22 protein-coding genes are annotated in these 24168 nt (G+C 53.4%); 10 read left to right on the forward strand and 12 right to left on the reverse strand.

Going from position 1 to position 24168, the window contains the following annotated elements; translation table 11 throughout:
* Positions 1-16 precede the first annotated feature (16 nt).
* From MLE19_RS21040 to MLE19_RS21055, 4 genes are all read left to right on the forward strand, one after another.
* Positions 17-1510: a DUF2252 domain-containing protein gene (locus MLE19_RS21040; protein WP_240720258.1), complete on the forward strand. Its 1494-nt coding sequence runs from the start codon at positions 17-19 to the stop codon at positions 1508-1510.
* 444 nt (positions 1511-1954) lie between these two features.
* Complete coding sequence (locus MLE19_RS21045) at positions 1955-2269, forward strand: helix-turn-helix domain-containing protein (RefSeq protein WP_240720259.1); 315 nt, start codon at positions 1955-1957, stop codon at positions 2267-2269.
* Positions 2262-3521, forward strand: a complete 1260-nt coding sequence (locus MLE19_RS21050; protein ID WP_240720260.1) for a type II toxin-antitoxin system HipA family toxin — start codon at positions 2262-2264, stop codon at positions 3519-3521. Before MLE19_RS21045 ends, MLE19_RS21050 begins: the two co-directional genes overlap by 8 nt.
* Before the next feature lie 125 nt (positions 3522-3646).
* Entirely contained in the window at positions 3647-3955 is a 309-nt protein-coding gene (locus tag MLE19_RS21055; protein ID WP_240720262.1) for a hypothetical protein, read from the forward strand.
* A gap of 33 nt (positions 3956-3988) precedes the next feature.
* Here MLE19_RS21055 and MLE19_RS21060 read toward each other — a convergent pair whose 3' ends face one another.
* The 7 genes from MLE19_RS21060 to MLE19_RS21090 form a co-directional block, all read right to left on the reverse strand.
* Complete coding sequence (locus MLE19_RS21060) at positions 3989-5101, reverse strand: Fic family protein (protein WP_240720264.1); 1113 nt, start codon at positions 5099-5101, stop codon at positions 3989-3991.
* 156 nt (positions 5102-5257) lie between these two features.
* Positions 5258-5962: a TetR/AcrR family transcriptional regulator gene (locus MLE19_RS21065; RefSeq protein WP_240720266.1), complete on the reverse strand. Its 705-nt coding sequence runs from the start codon at positions 5960-5962 to the stop codon at positions 5258-5260.
* A 25-nt stretch (positions 5963-5987) separates the two neighbouring features.
* On the reverse strand, positions 5988-7586 hold the full coding sequence (gene ggt / locus MLE19_RS21070) for a gamma-glutamyltransferase (RefSeq protein WP_240720268.1): 1599 nt from the start codon (positions 7584-7586) through the stop codon (positions 5988-5990).
* A 24-nt stretch (positions 7587-7610) separates the two neighbouring features.
* The gene (locus tag MLE19_RS21075) at positions 7611-8891 is read right to left on the reverse strand and encodes a TRAP transporter large permease (RefSeq protein ID WP_240720269.1); all 1281 of its coding nucleotides are present in this window, start codon (positions 8889-8891) and stop codon (positions 7611-7613) included.
* Positions 8892-8895: 4 nt separating this feature from the next.
* Positions 8896-9399 (reverse strand): TRAP transporter small permease, encoded by a 504-nt coding sequence (locus MLE19_RS21080; RefSeq protein ID WP_240720270.1) that lies wholly within the window; start codon positions 9397-9399, stop codon positions 8896-8898.
* An 83-nt stretch (positions 9400-9482) separates the two neighbouring features.
* Positions 9483-10493, reverse strand: coding sequence for a TRAP transporter substrate-binding protein (locus MLE19_RS21085; RefSeq protein WP_240720272.1), 1011 nt, complete (start codon positions 10491-10493; stop codon positions 9483-9485).
* Positions 10494-11139: 646 nt separating this feature from the next.
* Complete coding sequence (locus MLE19_RS21090) at positions 11140-11928, reverse strand: type IV toxin-antitoxin system AbiEi family antitoxin domain-containing protein (RefSeq protein ID WP_240720274.1); 789 nt, start codon at positions 11926-11928, stop codon at positions 11140-11142.
* Positions 11929-12125: 197 nt separating this feature from the next.
* Between MLE19_RS21090 and MLE19_RS21095 the strand changes: the two genes are divergently transcribed.
* Positions 12126-12500, forward strand: coding sequence for a GFA family protein (locus MLE19_RS21095; protein ID WP_240720276.1), 375 nt, complete (start codon positions 12126-12128; stop codon positions 12498-12500).
* 158 nt (positions 12501-12658) lie between these two features.
* Here the strand turns inward: MLE19_RS21095 and MLE19_RS21100 are convergent, their stop codons facing one another.
* Positions 12659-13672, reverse strand: coding sequence for an AraC family transcriptional regulator (locus MLE19_RS21100; protein WP_240720278.1), 1014 nt, complete (start codon positions 13670-13672; stop codon positions 12659-12661).
* A gap of 80 nt (positions 13673-13752) precedes the next feature.
* On the opposite strand from MLE19_RS21100, the gene MLE19_RS21105 reads away from it, so the two are divergent.
* Positions 13753-14985, forward strand: a complete 1233-nt coding sequence (locus MLE19_RS21105; RefSeq protein WP_240720280.1) for an MFS transporter — start codon at positions 13753-13755, stop codon at positions 14983-14985.
* Positions 14986-15174: 189 nt separating this feature from the next.
* Here the strand turns inward: MLE19_RS21105 and MLE19_RS21110 are convergent, their stop codons facing one another.
* A complete protein-coding gene (locus tag MLE19_RS21110) occupies positions 15175-16104 on the reverse strand; it encodes a LysR substrate-binding domain-containing protein (protein WP_240720282.1) in 930 nt (309 codons plus the stop codon).
* A gap of 93 nt (positions 16105-16197) precedes the next feature.
* On the opposite strand from MLE19_RS21110, the gene MLE19_RS21115 reads away from it, so the two are divergent.
* The gene (locus MLE19_RS21115) at positions 16198-17118 is read left to right on the forward strand and encodes a DMT family transporter (RefSeq protein WP_240720283.1); all 921 of its coding nucleotides are present in this window, start codon (positions 16198-16200) and stop codon (positions 17116-17118) included.
* A gap of 86 nt (positions 17119-17204) precedes the next feature.
* Here the strand turns inward: MLE19_RS21115 and MLE19_RS21120 are convergent, their stop codons facing one another.
* Positions 17205-17705: an Lrp/AsnC family transcriptional regulator gene (locus MLE19_RS21120; RefSeq protein WP_035563724.1), complete on the reverse strand. Its 501-nt coding sequence runs from the start codon at positions 17703-17705 to the stop codon at positions 17205-17207.
* Positions 17706-17793: 88 nt separating this feature from the next.
* Between MLE19_RS21120 and MLE19_RS21125 the strand changes: the two genes are divergently transcribed.
* Entirely contained in the window at positions 17794-18966 is a 1173-nt protein-coding gene (locus tag MLE19_RS21125; RefSeq protein ID WP_240720285.1) for an MFS transporter, read from the forward strand.
* Between the two features lie 91 nt (positions 18967-19057).
* Here the strand turns inward: MLE19_RS21125 and MLE19_RS21130 are convergent, their stop codons facing one another.
* Positions 19058-20008: a DUF808 domain-containing protein gene (locus MLE19_RS21130; protein ID WP_240720287.1), complete on the reverse strand. Its 951-nt coding sequence runs from the start codon at positions 20006-20008 to the stop codon at positions 19058-19060.
* A gap of 434 nt (positions 20009-20442) precedes the next feature.
* On the opposite strand from MLE19_RS21130, the gene MLE19_RS21135 reads away from it, so the two are divergent.
* Both MLE19_RS21135 and MLE19_RS21140 read left to right on the forward strand, forming a co-directional pair.
* Positions 20443-20691: a hypothetical protein gene (locus MLE19_RS21135; protein ID WP_425356825.1), complete on the forward strand. Its 249-nt coding sequence runs from the start codon at positions 20443-20445 to the stop codon at positions 20689-20691.
* A gap of 877 nt (positions 20692-21568) precedes the next feature.
* Positions 21569-22738, forward strand: a complete 1170-nt coding sequence (locus MLE19_RS21140) for a M20 aminoacylase family protein (protein WP_240720289.1) — start codon at positions 21569-21571, stop codon at positions 22736-22738.
* A gap of 595 nt (positions 22739-23333) precedes the next feature.
* On the opposite strand, the gene MLE19_RS21145 is transcribed toward MLE19_RS21140, so the two are convergent.
* Positions 23334-24167 carry an EamA family transporter gene (locus MLE19_RS21145; RefSeq protein WP_240720291.1) on the reverse strand — a complete coding sequence of 278 codons (834 nt, stop codon included), beginning with the start codon at positions 24165-24167 and terminating at the stop codon, positions 23334-23336.
* Position 24168 lies beyond the last annotated feature (1 nt).

Consider the following 24168-nt stretch of genomic DNA (forward strand, 5'->3'; position numbering starts at 1 on the left):
CAAGGAAGAGATAGCTATGGCCCAAGAACCGGAACAAACACGCAAAGCACTCTATAAACAAGCCCAGCAACAAGAGATAGCGGGACGCTCTTCAATGAGTAAAGCTGAGCTCGTGGCCGCACTTGAGCGCAATGCTTCAAAGAGTGCGCACCCAGTCGTGGGAACGCGTGTTGACACCTTTCGCCAGTTGGCCGATTCAGTGGCGACGGGAAAGTTTGTAGTGCGGCCGCGAATATTGACCGGTTTTGAAAGGCGCCAGCACGTACGTCAAACCCTGCGTGAGGATCACGAGACACGTATCGCATCGCAAGCCGAAGACGCTAACATCAAGTTCGATAAGCTATCAGGTTCACTGTATTCATTCTTTCGCGGTACTGCGTTGCTGTTCTATCGCGACATGGCTGGTGACGATGCCTGGATGCCCACTGTGTTGGCGCTGGGAGACGTGCACCCCGAGAATTTTGGCGTCATGCCCAACGCCAACAACGTACCGATCTTTTCGGTCAATGATTTCGACGAAGCCTATTACGCCCCCTTCACCTGGGATATCAAGCGTGGGGCGGTCGGCTTTATGATTGCGGCGGCCAATGAAGGCGAGCTCAAGCGCAAGCATCAGATCAACATCGTACGCCACTTCGTGCAGGGCTATATCGAAAGTATGCAGCGTCTGGCGCGTGAAGGCACCGAGCAGGATGAAGAGATGCGTTATGACAGCGCACCCAAGCTCATTCGCAAGCTGTTCAAAAAAGCCCATGAAGAACGCGCCAAATGGCTGATGGATGACTATCTCGACAAGACCAAGAGCGGCTTTCGCTCGACCGAGGAACTGGTGCCGATTACATCGGAGCGCGATAAATTCCAAAAAATCACCAATCGCCTGGTCAAGAAGAACGCTATTGAGGTACCAGAGCGCGCCAACGGTATGCGAGTGAAAGATGTGGCGATACGACGTGGCCAAGGCACCGCTTCGCTGGGTCTTGACCGCTATTACGTGCTGATCGAAGGCCCCGAGGGCGATGGCACGGACGACCTGATCATCGAATACAAGCAGGCACGCCGTTCGGCTTTGTCTGGCCTGGTACCGCCCTCAGCCTACGAGATGGATACTCGCGCCGAGCGAATTAGCCATGCCCAGGCTGTGCACTTAGTACGCGGCGACGTGTTCTACGGCCATGTCGAGTTTGACGGCCTGAGTTATATGTCCCGCGAGCGTGCCCCGTTTCGAGACGATATCGATCTAGACGACCTTTCCAAGAGCGACTGGAAGGATTACGCCCGCATCTGCGGTAGCGTTCTTGCAGGGGTTCACGCGCTCTCTGACGAATCCGGCAAGATCGATTACGACATCGAACCGGCGATCATGAACGCCATCGGGCCACCGGAACTGTTTGCCGAAGACATCGTGGAATTTGCCACGGAAGCAGCCGACCGCGTGTGCCGCGACCATGCGTTATTCCGTGAAGACCATGCCCGGGGAGCGTTCAAACAGCTGGATATCGTGCATCGTTGACATGACCAAACAATCCGACGTACACCGAACGGGCAGCCACTAGTTTTACCCCAGGCCACCGCTGACAAGGTATTTAAGCCATTGCGCTAGCCAGTACCTACAGGGGCTCATTTTCTGCCCATTACCAGTCACTCGTTGAGTGTGCTCAAAGCACAGCAAAAAGTGGAGAATTCCGTGAGATCAATGATACGAACCTCTGAGAAAGTCATGACCAGCAGATCATCAGGCTAAATCATACGAATACCAATATTTTCGCACCCATTCGAAAGGACGGGAAAAACCGTTACACTCTTACCCTTACTCACATAAATCCAACATTTAATGATTAATAGGCTAAAATAGGCTTTTTAACACAAAATATTGGAATTAAATCCTATTGAACATAGTTAGAAATAATTCCATAATTTTGTGCGTTATGCTTCCTAAACGGTGATTACCCCTATTATGCTGGATTTAAGCCTCAGCAAACCCGGCGAGATCGTCAAACGGCTCTGCGAGCGCCTGCGGAAGGAACGGCTGGCACAGCGGATGACCCAATCGGAGGTGGCTGGCCGCGCCGGTATCGGGACCAATACCGTTTCTAACCTGGAAGCCGGTCGTAATGTCGGCTTCGAGAATCTGGTTCGCGTGGCCATGGTGCTCGGCCGCGCCAAGGAGCTCGATGCGCTGTTTTTGCCCAGACTGGAGAGCATCGACGATATTCGCCGCTATGAAGAGAGTACCCAACGCAAGCGAATCAGGAAGCCCCGCGATGCTTGAGCAGGTTAACGTGTTTTTTGAGGGCTGGGGCGAACGCTGGCTATGGGGCTCGCTGGTATCCACGACCGCTCTCTCCGGCCGCCCTCGCATTCTGTTCGAATACAGCGATGAAGCTAAACAACGCGGCCTGGAGCTTTCGGCTTACACCCTGCCGCTAGACGGCCCCAAGCTGCGCCAGGATTTTCCGCTCCACCAGCTAGGCCTGCCGGGGCCGGTATATGACGCCTTACCCGATGGCTGGGGCATGCTGTTAATGGACCGGCTATTCAGGCGTCGAGGCCTTAACACGGCACGTATCGGACCACTGGAACGGCTGGCCTATATTGGCGGCAACGCCATGGGCGCAATGTCCTTTGAGCCTGTCGCGCCCGAGGGGCTGGCCTCGCAAGAGCATCTCTCGCTCGATCAACTGGCTGCCGATATACAGGACGTATTCCAGGGGCACGATGGAGAGTTTCTGCAGCGGTTGCTGCAGGTGGGCGGCTCGCCGCAAGGGGCCAGGCCCAAGGCTCTCATCTATCGCGATGCGCGCACCGGCAGCTTCACGACAGCCACTGCGCTAGGGCTTGAGGCGTGGCTGGTCAAGTTCCCAGCCAAAGACGAACACCCAGAGGTGTGCGCGATCGAAGCGGTTTACGCCGAATGCCTGCGGCGGTGCGGTATTCCCACCCCCGACACAGAGTATTTTACCCTTCCCAATGGGCAAGCGGCCTTTGCCAGCCAGCGCTTTGATCGCCAGAACGGCTTGCGCGTGCCCATGCAGAGCCTTGCCGTCTTCACCGGAGCCGACTATCAATCACCTGGGGCGTTGGACTACGTCAACTTCCTGCGGGCCACTCAGCTGTGTACTAACGATGTACGTGAAATGGCCTTCGCTTTCGAGCGTGCCGTCTTCAACATTGCTTTCAACAACAGGGATGATCACCCCAAGAACTTCGCCTATCTGATGTCATCGACGGGCCAGTGGCAACTGGCACCGGCGTATGACGTGACATTCTGCGAAGGCCCGGGCGGCTATCACCAGATGGATGTGATGGGCGAAGCCCTCGCAATTGACCGCGCCGCACTGTTACAGCTTGCCGAGGAAGCCGAAGTCTCGGCGCAGGATGCCCTTCCTATCATCGACACCATCAGCGAGGTGGCCAGCCAGTTTTCCGCTATCGCCAATAGTCTATTACCGCAGTCCATCCGTGGTGAGACGCTGCGCATGATTCAATATCGTATCGATGAGAACCTGGCGCTATTGCGCTAGCTTCATACGATCGTCAAAAGCAACCGTTAAGCAATGCCCCTCCCATTGATTGCCTGAAAAATACCTATTCGGCTCACACAACCTGCCGAATTTATGCACTTTCATATTTTCTCACTGGACACGCTATGCATAACCTCTGGATTCCCGTCGTCGCCATTTTAGCCGTTGCAGGCCTGATATTCGGCAGCCAAGCCTACTCCGAGGCCCAGCGTGATGCCCACATCGCCGCGATCATATCGGAACGCCTCGATAGTCAGGCACCAGCCGATATCTCCCACTTGAAGCGAGTCAACAAAGGCTATGGGGGGTGCGGCGACTATGCCCTTTCACGCGCCGAGTCCGGTCGCTTCTACTACAATAGCGCCACCAAGCGCCTAGCGTTGGGCACCGATGCCCCGCTGTACCACGACAACTGCGAGGGCGTCTCTGACTAACCTCTTGGAAACTATAGTTCTCAACAGGCAGCCCTAGCCCACCACCACGGAGTAACGAGTGCTGCGCCCGCCGCCGGGAAGCTTGTAAAGACAGCCTTTTTCCAGCAGCTCGGCCAAATCCCGCGTGGCGGTGGCTTTACTCACTTTGGCCAACGATTGGTACTTACGCGCATTGATGCCCTGCTCAAATTCCTCTCCTGCGGTATCCAATAAGTGGTTCAGCACCCTGATTTGCCGTTCATTCAGCACGGTGGTGGCATGGCGTTGCCAGAAGGTGGTTTTCATTAGCACGCAGTCGATTCTTAACAGCGCCTGCTCAAGCGCCTCTTTCAGTGTGTCCAGAAACCACAACAACCACGGCGTAATATCGAGGCGGCCTTTCTGAGCGCTTTCGAGGTGATCGTAGTAAGCGTGGCGGCGCGCCATAATGGCCGCGCTCAAGGAATAGAACCGGACGGATTGCCGCTCTGCTTGAGCCAGCGCGCGGTCTGTCACCGCGCGAGTGACACGCCCATTGCCATCATCAAAGGGGTGTAAGGTAATCAACCATAGATGGGTTATACCAGCGCGAACCAGCGCATCAAGCCCCTGCGGCGGATGGTTGAACCAAGTAATAAATGCATCCAGCTCAGCCTCCAACTGCCCACGGGGCGGGGCTTCAAAATGCACAACGGGCCGATCAAGCCGCCCCGACACCACTTGCATGGGGTGATCGCCACACAGCTCGCCTACACGTACATTGCCAAGCACGCCGGGGCCTTTCACAAAAAGCATGGATTGCCAGAGGCACAGCTGTTCGCGAGAAAGCGGCTCGTCCAACTGGTGCGTGGATTGCAGCAACAGCTCAACCAGCGCTTCAGATTCGGGTGTTGTTCTGGCGGAGATACCGGCCTGCTCTAAACCCAACTGGCGAGCAACGGAAGACCTCACTGAGCCAACGTCCAGGCGCTCGCCTTCGATTTCGCTGGTGCGAATAGCATTCTGGATCAGTGCATCCATTTCCCCATCCAGATCGGCCTGGCCGTAGGCAGCTTCGGTTTTACCCAACACTCGGCCCTGCAGTAACCGCACGGCATCCAAAGTAGGCCGAAGAACGGATTCTTCCCACTCAAAATGCGGCCAGTTGTGCTGTTCCCAGATATACATGCGCCGATTGCCCCGCTTATTCAGATCATATTATGAGCCGATTATGGTTTATATTTGGCTCATAGGCTAGTGAGGGGATTCTTAGAATAAAAGGAGTGGGGTCAGTAGCGTAAACATCTAAATTGAGCGCACCGGCGGTTTTTGATTCCGCCTTAGTCAATATTGAAAACCGGGGTAAGCTACAGGCGTCTCTTGAACGCATAGATAGGAAAGTATTATCTCGACCGCATGGCCACGCCGCTCGATAAGCCACCCTGGGTCAGCCAGATCCTGCTCAAAGATGATCGATAGCGTGTCGAGTTGATTGATGTGAATGATGGATAGCGAAAGAATCGAAATGTATAGCTGGGTGGGATCAACAGCAGTGCGGAACAATCCAGCTTCCTCCCCTCGCTTTAGGGTATCCCGAATCATGCCTACTAGCGGTGTCGTTTGCTGAACGACCTTGCTCGATTTGCGCAGCATGCGCCCACCCAGCAGGTTTTCATTGCGTACCAAGCTGGTGAACTCGGGATGCTCAGCCATATGATCGAAGGTGAACTCTACTAGCGCGCGCATACCTGCAACGGGCTCGAGATAGCTTAGATTGAGTGCCTGCTCCTTGACGCGTAACTCCTCATAAACACGTTCAAGAACAGCCAGGTAAAGACCCTCCTTGTCATCGAAGTAGTGATACACCATGCGAACATTACAGTCAGCCGTACGCACGATACGCTCCATACGAGCGCCATCGTAGCCGCGCTCGGAAAACTCTTGAGTCGCCGCTTGAAGCAGGCGCTCGCGCGTTTCATGAGCATTGCGGCGGATTTTAACCCGGGTACGGGCACTCTGTTTCACGTCGAGCGTATCGCTTTTTGTCATGTACACATCCTTGTTTCTATAGGTGCTAGAGCCCTAACGCGATGCCATCGCTGCGAGGATCATGAGCCGCGTAAAAGCCTTTGGTCGGGTCGATAACGACCGCGCCAGGGTGGCCAGCCAGGGCACTTTGTGCGGGTAGCGGACTCATCTGATGACCACGCCGGGTCAATTCAGCAAAAACGGCCTCTCCCGCATCCTGCTCCAGCTTTAAGGTGTCACGGCCATCAGAAAAGGTTCGTCCCAGTAGAAAACGCGGCGCTTTCAGCGCACTGAGCGGATCCATGCCATAGTCTAACAAGCGCGTTATCACGGCAGCGAGGGTTTGCGGCTGTCCATCAGCGCCTTGCGTACCGTAAAGTAAACGCGGCTTGCCACCGACACGATACATCCCCGGGTTAAGGGTATGGAAAGGGCGCTTTCCGGGGGCAAGTACATTTGGATGAGCAGGATCAAGACTGAACGCGGCACCACGGTTATGCCACAAAATCCCCGTATCACCGACACTGACACCACTTCCCCAATCGTAATAAATCGTCTGCAGCATGGAGACGGCATTCCCGAAACGATCAGCGGCCGCCAGATACACCGTATCACCATGCTGGTAAGCGAAGGGCCAATCCAATGCTTTCCCCGCCTCCACTTTTGCCGCTTCAGCATCAAGATGGGCAGGCGATAGCAACCTTTCACAAGGTACCGAGGCGAAGTCAGGATCAGCCAGGTAGCTATTACGATCCAGAAAAGCGCGTTTCACCGCTTCCACCAGCAGATGGTAATAATCGGCGCTGCCCTCTTCGATCATGGAGAGGTCAAAACGCTCCAAGATACCCATTATCTCCAGTGTCGTCATGCCTTGGGTTGGGGGGCGATGGGCCAACAATTCGCCACCACGGTAAGGCACAGACAGCGGCTTTTCTATTCGTGCTCGGGTAGCTGCCAGATCAGCGCCTGTGAGTGGAGAACCAGCCGCTGCCAGCCCAGCGGCGATTTTCGCCCCCAACTGCCCTTCATAAAAATCACGGTAGCCGTGGGTCGCGATGGACTGCAGTGAAGCGGCCAGCTGTGGCTGGTACAGCATTTCTCCCTCATGGGGAATCTTACCGCCTGACATAAAGTGCTCTCGCACGCCGGGCATCATCGTCAGGTCATCGCAACGAAAATCCAGCCAAAAGCGCTGCGATGGCGTCACCGGGAAGCCTTCTTTCGCTAACTGTATCGCTGGCTCTAACAGCGCTGCCCAGCCCATCTGGCCACCACAGTTCTGGCGAGAAATCTCATGCGCCTGCCCCCAGGTATCGACCGTGGCAGCCGTCGTTAACATGGAACCAGGCCCTCTCGCAGGCAATTGGCCAGACAGTTCCAACTTAGCCTGTGGCGCCTGGCCAATGCCTGACAGGGTTTGCACACCACCGTTTGCATCCGCGATGATCATGAAGGCATCGCCGCCAAGACCGGTGAAGTGCGGGCAAGTCACTGCCAGACAAGCCCCCATGGTGATGGCAGCTTCAACCGCATTTCCACCTTTACTAAGTACCTCAAGACCCGCTTCTGTTGCCAGAGTATGTGGGCTGGTTACAACCCCCTCATGGGAATGCGCCAGCGCTGATGAAGTTATACTAGAAGCCATTGCTACCATCCTTATTCTGGCTGTTTAGCCGCCATACACCATATTGGGTAGCCACATACTGATCGCGGGAATATAGGTCAGCAGTATCAAGGCAAACAGCGCAATGCCAATAAAGGGCAAAGCACCACGAACTGCCTGGACGTAATCGACGCCGCTGATAGTGCCCGCCACAAATAGGTTGAGGCCAAATGGTGGCGTAAACATGCCAATCGCCCCATTCACGGTCAGCACTGCCCCCAAATGGACAGGATCAATACCAACGCGGATGCCCACCGTGTAAAACAGGGGGGCGAGAATCACCATAATGGAAGAGGCATCGAGGAACATGCCGGCAATCAGTACCGTCACATTGATCAGCAGGAAGATATGGTACGGGTTGTCGGATAACGACAGGATAGCGTTGGCCAACATCGCGGCTAACCCATTACTGGTAAGAAACCACGCCAGCACCGAGGCAGCAGCGAGAATAATCATTACCTGGGCCGTTGTGGTCGCCGCTTCAATCATGCTTTGAAATAACTCTGCAAAGCTCTTCTCACGATAAATCAGGGCTGAGACCAACAGCGCATATATCACGGATACAGCGGCAGCTTCAGTGGGCGTAAAGATACCCAGGTAAATCCCACCCAAAACGACGAGAGGAACCCCTAGCCCCCACGAAGCATCTTTGAATCCCAGCAGCACTTCACTCCAGCTAGGCGGTTTCATGGGGGTGACACCGTCCTTTTTGGCGCGGTACCAACAGTAAGGCAACAAACAGGCAGCGTATAATAAACCGGCTCCCACGCCCGCCATGAACAGCGCACCCACTGACACCCCAGTGACAGCCGCGTAGACGATCATCACAACCGAAGGGGGAATGATGATGCCCAATGAACCGGCAGACACCAGCACGCCAATCGAAAATTGACCGGAATATCCCTCCTTGCGCATGGCCGGATAGAGTAATGAGCCCACCGACACAACGGTGGCCGGGCTCGATCCGGAAATAGCACCAAAAAACATACTCGCTGATACTGCAGTCATCCCCATACCACCGGTAAAACGCCCCACCAACAAGTTGGCCAAGCGGATGATACGCTGCGATAACCCACCCGCACTCATCAAACTACCAGTGAGAATAAAGAAGGGAATGGCCATCAATGGAAACTTATCCAATCCGGCAAACAAGCGCTCAGCCACGATGGTCAACGGAATATGGCTAAAGCTCCCCATTGCCACCGCGACAGAACCTGCCAACGCAATAAAGATGGGCGTTCCCACTAACATCAACACAGCCAATAGAACCAGGAATGTTATAACCATGTTGTTATCCAATTTGATCAAGGTGGGCAGAGGCTTGCTCTCGACCAAGCAACGTCCGGAAGAAATGCTGGGTAAAGCGAATGCCCATCAAGAGAGCGCCCACAGGAATAGCCAACTGAACGATCCACATAGGCGCTTGAAGAGCAGAACTCACCTGCCCGAACCGATGGGTTTGCTCAGTTAACTGGATACCGTAAAACACCAGGAAGAGGCAGAAAGCGATGGAAACCGCATGAACTAGCAACTCTATCCATTTCGCCATAAGGGGAGGACTAAACCTGAGTAGGATGTCGATCCCAATATGAATCCCTTGCCTTGCAGCAACGCTCGCGCCAAGCAGCACCATCCATACAATTTGGTAACGGACCAACTCCTCAGCCCATGAAAAACCATCGTTGAACACGTAGCGTGCAATGACGTTGGCGAAAAGAATGAAAGAGGCGGACAAAATCAGCAGGCCAATCAAAACCTCCTCGGCACGCGATATTAGGCGATCAAGTTTGCGCATAGCGAACTCCACCAGCGATGAAAACAATGGGGAAGAAAGGGCTATCGGAATCACCGATCAGCCCTTTAATGGGTTACGCGCTACTATTCGGCATCAGCAATAGCTTGCTGGAATTCCGCCATTAGATCTGCGCCAATTTCATTGGCAAACGCATCGTGCACCGATGCGGTCGACTCTCTGAAAGCCGTCAGTTGGGCATCATCCAGAGTACTAACGTTGGTGCCACTGGCTTCGATAGTGGCAATGTAACCTTCTTCACGGCGGGCGGTTTCTTCACGCTGGAATGCGGTGGTTTCACGTGCAGCGTCCGACAATAGCGCCTGGTTTTCAGGGCTTAAGCTATCGAACCAACGCTGGCTAAACAGAAATGCATAGGCTAGATAAGCGTGGTTGCTGATAATCACATCCGACTGCACTTCATAAAATTTCATTTGTGTAATCGATACCAGCGGATTTTCCTGGCAGTCGACAATGCGTTGTTGCAGCGCGTTGTAAGTTTCGCCGAAGGCAATCGGCACCGGATTAGCGCCCATCGCTTTAAACTGTTCCATGATAATAGGGCTTTGCATCACGCGTACCTTTTGGCCTGCGAAATCTTCAGGGCCATTAACGGGTTGGTCACAGGTAAATTGCTTGAAACCACTTTCCCAAAAAGTAACGCCCTTCAAACCCACCTGTTCCACAGTCGCCAATAGATCATCACCGGCCTGCCCATCAAGAACGGTGTGGGCGATATCGGGAGAAGGGAACAAGAAAGGCAGATCGACGATCTGCATGGCAGGAACGAAGCCCGATAGCTTGGCGGTCGGAATAATCGCTGCTTCCACAGCCCCCATCTGCAACTGCTGGGTGACTTCGACATCATCACCCAGGGTGTTGTTGGGGAAAATTTCTACTGAAATCTCACCGCCACTACGCTCAGCCACCATGTCCCTGAAGCGCTCAGCGGCTAGGTGCTGTGCACTATCTTCAGGTAAATCATGATGGAACTTGATATTAATGTTGGCACTTGCCATGCCGGTGTGTGCCAATGCGCTCAACGCAACGCTACAAGCCAGCGCCTTCAACGTAATGTTCTTGAATTGCTTTTTCATGGTGTGATCCTTGCCATTGCGCCCATTCAGAAAACACTCTTCATGGAGCGAGTTAAGTAACTATTTACTTACTTAAAGAAAAAGCAATTATCATGCCACCTTGAAACATGAGAGATTCCGCGGGTTGTTGAACGTATCTATGCATAAATTCGCACCAACTTTGTGCTTAAGGGCTCAATATGGTGCGAATTTATTCGGGGCCTGATGCCACCCATCAAACCAGCGTCGAACACCTAAGCGACTATGATGTACCGTTCGTTCAGCACGGTGTGGCATGGCAAAGACACCGTTGTGAGCGCCTAGCCTGAATCGCTTTGAAGTCATCGTTCTCTTAGTCAATTCTCATGAATGAGCATTTAAAGGCCCACAAAAACCCTCATGGGCCTTAAATTACTCAAATGAACGGGACGGCGATGAAGCAGGTGCACAGTTGCTCGGCTAAAAAGACGGCCAGTTGCGCTGTTCCCAGATATACATGAACCGATTGCCCCATCTATTCGGATCATTTTATGAGCCGATTAAGGTTTATATTCGGCTCATGGATATTCCGAGGGCTCGTTAGGAGTCTTGCCTTGGTGCGAATACATCTTCCTTGGTGACATGCGGGAGAATACGCACAAGCAATGCGACCTGTGCTTCATAGGTTTCACGCGCCATCGTTGGTCTCCGCCCTTACAAACGCTTCAGGTACCATAATCCGATAGCGCGGATGTATCTTGCCCCCTTTTACCAGCGCGCGATCGCCACTTCCAAGATTGAATTCTGTTGGATCGAGGCGCTTGCGCCAGGGGTGGTCGTGGCGATCTGCAAAGACAAAGAACAGACGCTTTACCTTGATCTTCTTACAACTCTGCAGTAGCGCTGACACTAGTTTTGGGCGCAGCGTTGTCAGGCTCTCAAATAGCATATCGAGGTTGTGAAAACTTTCATGATCGGGCAGCTCGTTCATAGCTTCCATAATCGCCCTTTCGGGTGCCGACATTTTAAGCGTCCAGTCCCATGGCAGCGTGCCTTCGCCGTTGATGTTGTTCTTGGCCAATCCAAGCGATGGGTCAGCGAATAGCGAGGTGCTACGGGTTTCGACTGTTGCGTTGAGTGGCAGTTTGCTAAGCCAATTGGGGGTGGCCTCGCCATATACCCAGACAGGCGCATTGCTGCCCAGACGCAGATAGTGATCGTAGCCTTGTTGGGCAAGTGCCGTTGTACCGCCGACATGGATGTCATAGCGCATAATATGCTGCATGGAGAGCAAGCAGGTTTTCCAATCGATGGAGGCCGACGTTGTTGCGTTCGGCGCGGGGCGTCGGAAGACGCCGCGGTTAACGCGCTCCAGCCAGCCGTTATCGACGTATTTGCGAGCAAGGAAACGGCTGACACCGTGGCGTTCAAGCCATGCGGTGTCGACCATGGTCCCTGAAGGGATGGCTTCAAGCACTCCTCTTTAGTATTTCTTCTTTATGTGTACTCATGGTTCACAAATTATCTATTTTTTAAAGAGCCACAGAAAGGCGATTTACCAGCTTACTATCCGCGCCTGCTTGTAAACGAGATACAAACGAGACGGCAGCAAGACAAAACCAAAAGTGCCACCTACTTTGAATTCAGGAGGTATGAATTTTCTGGAGATTGGCAATGGCTCAACTAACAGGTGGCTGTCTCTGCGGTAAGATCAGAATCGTGGCTAATGGCGAGCCGCTTCGGGTAGGTATTTGCCACTGTATGGATTGTCGCAAGCATCATGGGGCGCTTTTCTATGCGGCTGCTGATTATCCCAAGCAAGCTGTCATTATCGAAGGCAAACCGCACAGTTATGAGGGGCGTTACTTCTGTTCGACATGCGGTTCGTCGGTTTTTTCGGTAAGCGAGGAAGAAATCGAAATACACCTTGGTGCCCTTGATGCTCCGAATCAACTGAAACCGACGTATGAGCTTTGGAACATTCGCCGCGAACACTGGCTGCCGCCTTTCCCTGCCATGGAGCGATATGACCGGGACCGGGAAGCTTGAGCAGATTACGAGCTGTTTTCTCAATACCCAGCTTTTCGCCTTCCTGACGTTCTTGCTGAGCCCAGTTTTCCAAATTTTCTGCCAACATGTCTTTATCCTCCACCAAACTGTTGAGCTGATGGACCGTCGAGCGACACCACGATCACCCGACAAAACGACTACTGGCCTAGGCGTGCCACGCTTGAACCGGGCGCTTGGCCGTGTTTCAACCTTCCCGGTGTCTGCCCAGTCGACCGCTTGAAAGCGCGACTAAAGGCGGCCTGAGAGCCGTAGCCCAGGCGCCAGGCGATCTGATCAATGGATAGCTGCCGCTCGGCAATCCATCGCGTGGCCAAGCGCATACGCAGTTGGGTGACATAGCCGAGCGGCGAGATACCCAGTGAGCTGCGGAAGCGTTCGGCGAACACCGAGCGCGAGCTGCCCGCCTCTGCTGCCATGGTGGCCACTGTCCAGTCACGTCCGGGCTCGCGGTGGACGGCGGCGATGACTTTGCCCAGACGCGGATCGCGCAGCGCCTCGACCCAGCCACCGATATCACCGCAGCCACACTCAACCCAGCCTCGCACGATGCTGGCGGCTACCACATCCGCCAACCGGGAGAGAATGCCAGCAGAACCGGCCCGTTTGAGACTCGCTTCGCGCGCCATCGCTTCCAGCATCGGCAACACCTCCGGATAGCGCGACAGCAGCGTCCCCACATGCATGACGTCAGGCATCATCGAGACCAGCGGTTGCATACCACCGAGATCGAACTGCATGCAGCCGCTGAATAGACGCACTGATGGAGCGCCATCAGCAATGTCCGGGCACTCGTTGACGCAACTGAAGTTATCACACACCGGCAGTGAGTCGATCTGTTCGATGTCGCGACTCATCACACCGGGCGAAGAAAGCAGGCAGTGCTCGCCGCCGCGAGGCAGAAGTATGGCATCGCCGGTCTCCAGAATCTGCTCCTCACCGCCGAGCCGCAGGATGACGGCCCCCCGGGCAATAAAGTGAAATTGCGCACAGTTGGCGTCAGCATCGAAACGAATGCCAAAGGGCGGCGCTACCTGAACATGCCGATAGCTCAACCCGGACAAGCGCATGCCAAGCATCAATTCGTTGATCCATTCGCTGGAGCTGATCTCAGAGCCGACAGTGGCGAAACTTTCGGACGTTTTATCAAACATACCGTACTCATAGTGATAGAGGGTCTTGAGGTAATACTTTAACCTACGCGTCATCCCAAGTCTTAATCGGAAGTATCGAAATGACGGCATACGAATCTCAACACTCGACACACGAGTCGCAGACCCCATCGCGCTGGATCGCCGTGTTTTCGCTAACAATGGGCGTGTTCAGCCTAGTGATGGCTGAATTTCTGCCGGCCAGCCTGCTGACGCCGATGGCAGATTCGCTGATGATCAGCGCAGGGCAGGCCGGACAGGCTGTCACGGTCACCGCGGTGGTGGCGCTGCTTGCCGGCTTACTGGTGACCTCCGTCACACAGCGACTCGACCGTCGCCACGTGCTGCTGGCGTTCTCCGTGCTGATGATCGCCGCTAACCTGATCGTCGCATTCGCGCCGCATCTAGCCTGGTTGCTGGTCGGGCGGGTACTACTCGGGGTAGCGCTGGGCGGGTTCTGGGCGCTATCTGTCGCCACAGTCATGCGGCTGGTGTCGGAACATGACGTGCCGCGCGCGCTGTCGTTGCTGTTCGCTGGCGTGCCCATTGCCACCATCAGCGCCGCAGCGTTGGGCAGCTATCTCGGCGACATGATCGGCTGGCGCAATGTTTTTCTGCTGACGACGGCACTCTCGGTGCTGACGCTGGTGCTGCAGTACTTCACTCTGCCGCGGATGGCACCCGGACGCCCGACGCCGCTCGGCACGCTGGTGAGCGTCATCAAGCGGCCGGGCATGGCGGCCGGCATCGTCGCCCTTCTGCTTGTGTTCTGCGGCCATTTCGCCTTCTTTACCTATGTACGGCCGTTTCTCGAAGGCATATCCCGGATGGGTATCAACGAGCTCTCCTCGACCCTGCTGGCGTTCGGAGTCGCTAACTTCGTAGGCACGCTGGCCGCGGGTTACCTGCTGGAGCGTAGCCTGCGCCTGACGCTGCTGCTGATGCCGCTGATCATGGGGGTGCTGGGCTGGTTGCTGGCCACACTGGGCGGTTTCTCGATGGGCACCGATATCGTCATGGTGGCGCTGTGGGGCTTAGCCTTCGGCGCCGTGCCAGTCGCCTGGTCGACCTGGATCACCCGTGTCGTGCCGGACGAAGCCGAAAGCGGCGGTGGTCTCATCGTCGCTTCGATACAACTGGCAATCGCCCTGGGGGCCGCCATCGGTGGCGTGATGTTCGATATCAGCGGCGTGCTGGGCGTGTTTGCAACCGCCGGCACGCTGTTGCTGGCCGCTGCCGCCCTGGTGCTCGTCGGCGTGAGAACGCGGCCTACTGTCTCTACCGATGGCGATGCCGTCGCGGAGGCCTGTCAGTAAAGAAGGGAAACTCTCGCCAGCCGTGAAAAACAGCCACGGTCGATGGCCACCTCGAGCGCCATCAAGCAGGAGAGGGCAGTCACTTGGACTGCCCTTTCGTTTTATGTGTGAAGCGGGCATACGGAAATGAAAGCAAGGATCAGCGCTTACCTTCAATACAATACGCAGTTCAGCCACTTCATCTAGCGCCTAGCCTGCCGTTTCAGCAGTCTGCTCATCACCCAACACCTCACGCAGCCAACCCAATAACGCTTCGCTGCCTGCGCGTTGAGGTGCGCCTTGGCGTGTGTATAGAGCGATGGCATCGTGCTGGGGCAAGCTCTCGGCCACCGGGCGGATCAGTTCGCCACTTTCAATTAAGCGTTGCGTCGTGCGCTGCCATCCCAAGGCGATACCGTGCCCCGCGACAGCCGCTTGCAGTAGCAGCGGATAACTATCGAAAACAGCACTCTCCGCTGCTGAGAGTTCAAAGTGCCCCATGGCACGCAACCAGTCATCCCACTCCAACCAATCCGCCGGGTCAGCATGGTGGTGCAGTAGCCGCTGGTTCAGCAACGCGTTGAGACTCAACGGCGTAGTGACCCCTTTCAGGTACGCTGGGCTGCAGACCGGAAATATCTCGTCCTCGGCGGTAAACACCAATCGATGGCTCCCGCTAGGTCGTCCGTTGGTTTGCAGTGCAATGTCGAAGTTGCCACTAAATTCGGTAATCGGCTTTGTCGACGTCGCCAGCTGAATCTCAATGTCAGGATAGCGACGATTGAAGTCAGCCAGCTTTGGCATCAGCCAATAGAACGCTTCACATAACTGGCAGAACAACAAGACGCGCTTATCATTTGGGTCGCCGCGCAGCGCCTGAGCCCCCGTAGCAATACTTTCCAGCGCCTGGGAGACCGTACGGCCAAACTCACGCCCTTCACGGGTAAGAAACACACGGCGATGACGGCGCTCGAAAAGCATCACGCCAAGGTCTTCCTCCAGCGCACGGATCTGCCGGCTGATCGCCGCCTGGGTCAGGTGGAGCTCATCCGCCGCACGCGAAAAGCTTTCGAGCCTGGCGGCTGCCTCAAAGGGGCGCAGCGAAGCCAGCGGTGGAAGAGACTTGATGAAGTTATCCATAATCTGAGCTCATGCATGGTGACGCAGAAGTCGTTTGAAGCACTGCTAAAGGCAGCGGCATTCTAGAGCGGAATTCATACTCGGAATGCTGCAATGAAGGCCACCGCTGAACCACAAGATAATATCCTACAGGGCATAAGCCTTATCGTGGGGGCTGTCTTTCTCCTGGCGTTGACCGACGCTCTGGTTAAGTATCTAAGTGCCAGTATGTCGCTATGGCAACTCTATGTCATCGCCTCAACACTATCGCTGCCGATACTGTTTGGATTGATCATTGGCCATCCAGGCCCTCGCCCCAGGGTAAAATCACGCCGCTGGGTGGCGATAAGAAGCCTGCTTCTGTTGCTGATGTGGATCGCCTACTACGCAGCACTGCCGCTGATTCCGCTCTCAGTGGCAGCGGTCGCCATTTACACCACACCGCTGTTTATTGCCGTGCTGGCTGCTTTTGGTGCAGGCGAGCATCTTTCACGCCAGGCCTGGCTGGGCATCCTCTGCGGTTTCCTGGGCGTGGTGGTAGTGTTGCGCCCTGGCGGCGACACCTTCACACCTGCCACACTTCTACCCGTGCTTGCCGCCCTCTTTTATGCGCTAGCCATGCTGGTCACTCGCCACCACTGCCAACGGGAGCACCCCTTACTTCTCACCCTGGGATTAAATCTAGCCTTCCTGGCAGCAGGCACTCTCTTCAGTGTGCTGGTAGCAATCAACAGCACAGAAACACTCGCTGAACGCGCGCCATTCCTGTTCGCCGGTTGGCAACCGCTAGACGCCAAAGCGTTATTGATCGTGGGCGCCTACGCCCTACTGCTGATCATTGTGAATACCGGGGTGGCAAGGGCTTATCAAATTGCCCCTTCGGCGTTGATCGGCACCTTTGATTACGCCTACCTCATCTTTGCCAGCCTTTGGGGCTACCTGCTATTCAGCGAAGTGCCCGATGCCATGACTTGGCTGGGTATGGGCATGATCTTAATGGCAGGAGTGATGGTGTTACGGCAACGGCGGGGCTAATCGATATTTCGCAGTACAAAGAAAAGGAAACGCGAGCATCCCTTCTGGCTCGCCGCCCCCTTCCATCATGCTATCGAGCGGGCTACCTAATCTGGCGATGGGCCTCTTTCCAGGAAGGTTGAAAGCGCAATGTAGCTGCGAACAGACCTGACCCCTTCAAGGCTCTGAATCTCCATCAGGAAGTCTTCGAGAGATTCGGTGTTAGCCGCGCGTACTTTAATAAGCACACAGCCATCTCCTGCCACGGTGTGCAGCTCTTCTACTTCGGGTCTGTCGGCAAAAGTCAGTAGTTTGCGCGTGGCGCTGTAGCTGCTGGTATCCACTAACAGAAAAGTCAGCAGCGTTCGGCCAAGCTTGCAGCCGTCGAGAATGGCGACGGTGCCCTTGATGACCCCATCACGCTTAAGTCTTTTTACGCGGTCATGCACAGCGGGGGCGGAGAGGTGCACGATTTTGCTGAGTTCAGCGTAGCTACGCGACGCATCTTCAGCGAGTGCGCCTAATATTTTTCGGTCAATTGAATCAAGTTCAGCCGGATGATGCTTTATCTGCCGAATAGCATCTGTTTCTTTATCTGACGGCACCATTATCGTTTTACCTCCGAATATTATTTTCAATAAAATAAATATAACCGAACCACATTCGATTGAAAATATCATATACGGAGACACTATTATGCCATTAGCACTTTTCGCGTTAGCGATTGGCGCATTCGGTATCGGAATGACGGAATTCGTCGTCGCTGGCATCCTTCCCCAGATCGCCAGGGATTTCGGCGTCGATATACCCACGTCAGGTTTAATGGCCACCACCTACGCATTAGGCGTGTTCGTAGGTGCGCCCATCCTGACGATTCTAGGTGCCAAGGTGCCACGTAAAACGATGCTTATTAGCCTCGCTCTCATCTTCACGCTAGGTAACGTGATTACGGCAGTGGCGCCGACGCTCCCCATCGCGCTGGCGGGCCGTATTTTAACGGCGTTCAACCACGGCACTTTCTTCGGTATTGGCTCCATTATCGCCGCCTCGCTGGTCGCGAAAGAGCGTCAAGCAAGTGCCATCGCCTTCATGTTTTCTGGGCTAACGATGGCCAACCTGTTCGGCGTACCTGCTGGCACCTGGCTCGCGCAAGCCTACAACTGGCGGCTAGTGTTCTGGTTAATCGCCGGGATCGGTCTTATCACCGTCATCAGCGTCGCGCTGCTAGTGCCCCAGATCAAAGCGGGCAAGGCCATCGCCTTGAAGAGCGAACTACGTGCTTTCGCAGACCCACAGGTGCTGCTCGCCATGGGCATTACCGTCTTCGGCCCTGCCGCCTTCTTTACCCCTATTACCTACATCGCCCCGATGATGGTCGAAGAGGCAGGGTTTTCCGACACTGGTGTGGCAAAACTGATGGTTCTGTTCGGGCTGGGTCTGGCGGTTGGTAACTGGATAGGCGGACGCTTTGCTGACCGTTCACTTTTCGGAACGCTGTTTGTGACCCTTGCCGCGCAGGCGGCGGTACTTTTCGTCTTCTGGCTGGGCGTTGGGAACAGCGTTGTGGCCTCGGCCTCTGTCTTCCTCATGGCCGCCTTTGGCTTTGCCACCGTCTCCCCGATCCAGAAACTGGTGATGGACCGCGCCAGCCAAGCAGGAGCGCCCACCATGGCAGCGTCGGTGAACATCGGTATGTTCAACCTAGGTAATGCTATCGGCGCATGGGTGGGTGGCGCGACGATTGCCGCCGGTTACGGCTTGGCCTCTCCTAATTGGGCGGGCGCCATCCTTTCGCTGATCGCTTTAGGCTTGGCCGTTATTGCCTGGGCGAGCGCCGGTAAGCAATATTCAGCGGCGCTGGCAGAGTAAGGTCACGGGAACTACCTTCACCCTATCTCACAAAAATGCCCGCCTTGATGGCGGGCATTTAGATGCCTGATACCTACTTCGCGGCGCGCACCTACTCGGCATGCACCTTCTTAATGGGAATGAGGTGCAGCGCCCCCACCACTACCGAGCCCACCAAAAAGCCAATCACAGCAGAACACAGCGTATTGAAGCTCCAGCCCAGCGTGCCGCCCAAGGCACCGGTTGCCTCGCTAATGCCTAGCTCAATATGGTGAACCCACTCATAGGGCGCGTTGAACCAACCCGTGCCATCGGCACCCAGATTGACCATCAGGATATGCCCACCCACCCAGAGCATGGCGACGGTACCCACGACCGAGATAGTCGCTAGCACCTTGGGCATGGCCGTCACCAGCCCACGGCCCAGGGTCTGCATGCCCGTACTATCCCGCTGGGCGAGCTTCAGGCCGATATCATCCATCCTGATCAACAGCGCGACCACGCCATACACCAGAATAGTGATGACAAACGCGACCACCACCAGGCTCGCCAGCTGTGACCAGAACCCTTGATGGGAGACCGTGGCCAGCGCGATCACCATAATTTCAGCCGATAGAATCAGGTCGGTTCGAACAGCGCCACTCACGATCTTTTTCTCGGCTTCCGGCCCCTTCTCTACCGCAGGCTTGTCGTCTTCATGCTTGCCGGAAAGCTTGTGCCAGACTTTCTCCGCGCCTTCAAAAGCCAGGTAGGTACCGCCCACCATAAGGATGATCGGCAATAGCGCGGGCAAAAAGTGGTTCAGCAGCAGCGCCACCGGCAGGATAAAAATCAGCTTGTTGCGGATCGACCCCAGCGCGATCTGCTTCACAAGCGACAGTTCACGTTCCGCTGCCACACCCTGCAAATATTGCGGCGTCACCGCCGTATCATCCACCACCACCCCGGCCGCCTTCGCCGTCGCGCGCCCAGCGGCGGCACTCACATCGTCCAGTGACGCTGCGGACAACTTCGCCAATGCGGCAATGTCATCCAGTAATCCGATTAAGCCGCCTATGGCCATGGGTGATTCCTCCGTGAATAACAGTTGCAGATAGTAAAGCACATAGCGGCTGGGGCGAGTCGCCTCTTTTGCCCAAAAGCAGCTCTAACAATGCCTCGCCAATGTTATTACCCTCAAAGCATGGGAGTCATTACGCTATCCAGTATCGGTAGAAGGTTTAATTTACTCTCATTTTGATCACTCACAGTGACTAAAATGCATTCTTTACAAACCTCCGCCGTCCATAAAATGCGCCCGAATGGTCTTATGCTATTTGTGTCTGATACGCTAATGGGGGCAAAGGCATATTTCTGAAGAGCGAACAGATGGGTTCAAAAAAGTCAGACTACTAAGCCGCAACAACTTTCCTTTCTCGTTGTTGCGGCTGCCTGCTTAAACCACTTCCTTAAATGTAGGCCGCCGCCAAATAATCTTATTTGAACGGAGACTTTATCGTGCCTATTAAAAATCCTCGGCTGTGGACTTACAGCCTGCCGATAGCACTGATGCTACTGGGTCCCTTCAATATTCTAGCGTCACTCGGTATGGATATTTACCTTTCGATAGTGCCCACGATGCCGGAAATTCTCGGAACGACACCCAAAGTGGTGCAGCTAACACTTACCCTTTACATGATTATGCTTGGCGTAAGTCAGTTTATCTTCGGCCACTTTCAGACCGTTTTGGTCGGCACCCGATACTGATTGGCGGGGTATTAGTATTCGCTGTAACTTCCTTGGCACTCGCGATGACCACGTCAGCTTGGCTTTTCTTTTTGCTAAGGTTGCTACAGCTCCTAAGGTAGCCAGTATGTTTCAAACAACTTCCAGCATTTACTGAAGCGACATGCTTATCCATGCTTATCTAAGCAACGTGAGTTACAGATGAAATTGCTAGGACAATACATCATCGGACAGTTTCTTCCATACCTACAGACGAATTTGGTTCAAAAATGAAGTTTTTTTTAAAACGCGAACTGAAGCGTAGTAAGCCACTTTTGGGCACATCGTATGTCTTAAAATAGTTTTCGGCTGCACCCTCGTGTGGCTATATGATTCCAGTGGAATAAGTATAGGCGCCACCAGAGCTTGCTTAAACGCATGAACGGAAGACTATTCTATTGCTCGTTGAGGGCATCTTCACTGGCCAGATCAGCTATGTAAAACTTGCAATACTATCTAAATAATTATTTAATTTCATATAATAATACTCATATTTTATGATCTCTATAGGGCCGCTCACCATCGAATTTCTCTCTGAAAAAGAAAATAAAAATATAACAATTCCTTATACTCAAGCACAACATGATTTCTCGGAATCAATCTTTGAATGTTACCAAAATTAAACCTGTAAAGGCTTGGTATTGCTGTATTTTTTTACTATCAAAAATTTGCTCTTAGTCGCGCAGATTTACGATCTCGCAATCGAGATAGAGTGTTTACAATCATGCCACCCTGGTGACAGTGAGTGCAAACGGCAGCTAAAATAAGATATACCAAACTGTAGCAGGAGCTTCGTAGCTGTTGCACTAGACAAAGCCAGACTGATGCAAACATGACAATGACTTTCAGGGAGAGCAAGATGGCTACAATTACTCGCATAGAAGAATACTGCGATGACCTGCGCGCCATACTCCATGATCTACACGCGCATCCCGAAATTGGATTTGAAGAGCAACGGACTTCCTCTATCGTTGCTCAACTGCTTAAGCAGTATGGTGTTGATGAAATCCACACCGGGATGGCCACCACCGGGGTGGTTGGCTTAATTCATGGGCGACTTGGCCAGGGTAAGCGAATAGGGCTGCGTGCCGACATGGATGCATTACCCATGGAGGAAGAAAGCGGGTTGCCATACAGCTCCGTGAATCCAGGACGCTTCCACGGTTGTGGCCACGACGGGCATACTACCATGTTGCTGGGCACCGCCCGCTACCTTGCCGAAACCCGCAACTTTGCTGGCACTGTTGTACTAATTTTTCAACCAGCGGAAGAGGGACTGGGAGGCGCTCGCAGAATGATTGCCGAAGGGCTTTTTGAGCGTTTTCCTTGCGATGAAATCTATGGGCTTCACAATTCTTCTCAGCATGGCCCCGGAGAAGTGGCGCTTTGTGCAGGTCCTGCGATGGCGGGTGCCGACTTTTTTGATATTACCGTGACCGGGCGAGGAAGCCACGGAGCGATGCCACACTATTCCCGGGACCCTGTGGTAGTGAGTGGAGCATTGATCCAAGCGCTGCAGAGTGTGGTTAGCCGTAATATCAATCCCTACGACCCAGTAGTACTCTCGATCACCCAGGTGCACTCTGGTTCGGCCTATAACGTTATCCCCCAGACAGCCACCCTTGCAGGCACCGTAAGGACCTTTTCTGACAGTGTTCGTGAGCAAACCCGTGAGCGTATGCGCACGCTGGTCGCTGGTATTGCGGCAAGCTATGAAGTTGATATCGATATAGAGATTCGCGATGTATTCAGTGTGCTGGAGAACGCCCCCATGCAGACGGAGCTACTCGCCGATGCTGCCCGGGAAATCGTCGGTGAGGCCAATGTAAGCACTGATAACAAGCCACTGATGGGCAGCGAGGATTTCGCGGATATGCTCAAGGTAGTGCCAGGGGCCTACTGCTGGGTGGGCCATAGCGGCAACATACCAGTGCATAATCCAGCGTTCATACTTGGCGACGATATTTTACCGATTGGTGCCAGTCTATTCTCAAGATTAATTGAACGTCGCCTCTGCTGCGAGCGCTGAAAAATAAAATATATAGTTATATTTTATCGAATAGCCCCATAATTTAGTTGAGTAACGCCACACTTTAAAGTCAGTTTATAGGTGTAAAGAAGTTTGAGATGAATAAGTTTTCAAGCAAAAAAAACATCATTGTTTTCTTGGGCGAAGGCAGGGTATTCCTACCCATCAAAGAGCTATTCCCAAAGCATGGCTTATTCTCAATTAGTTATTACTCTAGCACAGTAAACTTGGTGCAAAGGTCGCTAAAAGCAAAATGGCGACTTCTACCTCAAAACAAACACTAATGTCTTTAAAAAAACAATATTAGCAAAAAATCAATATGTAAATAAAAGCTTCTATTACAAAGATTAAACGAGCCGTCAATAAACTTGAATATAGACAAAGCCGCTTGAATGCTCTCTGACTAGCATTTTCTTATAGTGATATTAAAAATAATTAATTTAATAATTTTCTAGAATACTGAACTGATTGGCTAAACGAAGGGAGAAATGGTCTTATTTAGAGATTCAAATATCTTTATTTCGCTTTATCATAGTTTTCATGGTCAATCATGTTTGATAGCGTTTTGATTATATAATACATTTAACTTATTTGACTAAATGGTAATAACGATTATTCCTGCCACCACAAGAAAAGTGCATATAATTTTTTGAAAACCCAGACGCTCCCTTAAGATGATAGCGCCTAGAATCATACTTATCACGACACTAGATTCACGCAAAGCAGAAACCAATGAAACTTCACTTCTTGCCAAAGCCCAAATAATCAGACCATGTGCTAATGACATGACGAAGCCACTTGACATGCAAATTTTCCAATTTTCCACTGTAAATGAAAGCATTCGTGCGGCCCCCACCAGAAGACCCACTACAAACATTAATGCGCCTTCAAGAATGAATACCCAAAGGATATACGTGACAGCCTGCTCTCCCAACTTGGCACCCTCTGAATCAAGTAGAGTGAAGCATGCAACAAACAACGCCGTAAGCAGCGCATATCCTACTGCACGATAGTTTGTGGGAATTCCACGCAAGAAGGTAAGTCCGATGATACCGGCACATATCGTTAGCACAGCACAGACCTGTTGAGCTGAAATATTCGAATTTAAAAAAACAAGTGATAGTGGTAAAACAAATAAGGGTATTGCTCCTCGTGCAATAGGGTAAACCTGACTCATATCACCATAGCGATATCCAGCAGACAAAAAAATACGATAGCCAACATGAAGTGGCACTGAGAAAGCCAAGAACCACCATGCTCGCGGTTCCAGCGGGGGTACGAATGGCAGTGCTACTAAACATATTAAGCCAGAAGTCGCAGCCATGAGGGTCAACGATCTAAATTGATCACTACCTTTCTTTACGAGTAAATTCCAGCTCGAGTGTAAGAATGCCGCGCAAAGCACCACAATGAAGGTTAATGTATCCATA

The organism is Vreelandella neptunia (assembly GCF_022489065.1).
GTDB lineage: Bacteria > Pseudomonadota > Gammaproteobacteria > Pseudomonadales > Halomonadaceae > Vreelandella > Vreelandella neptunia_A.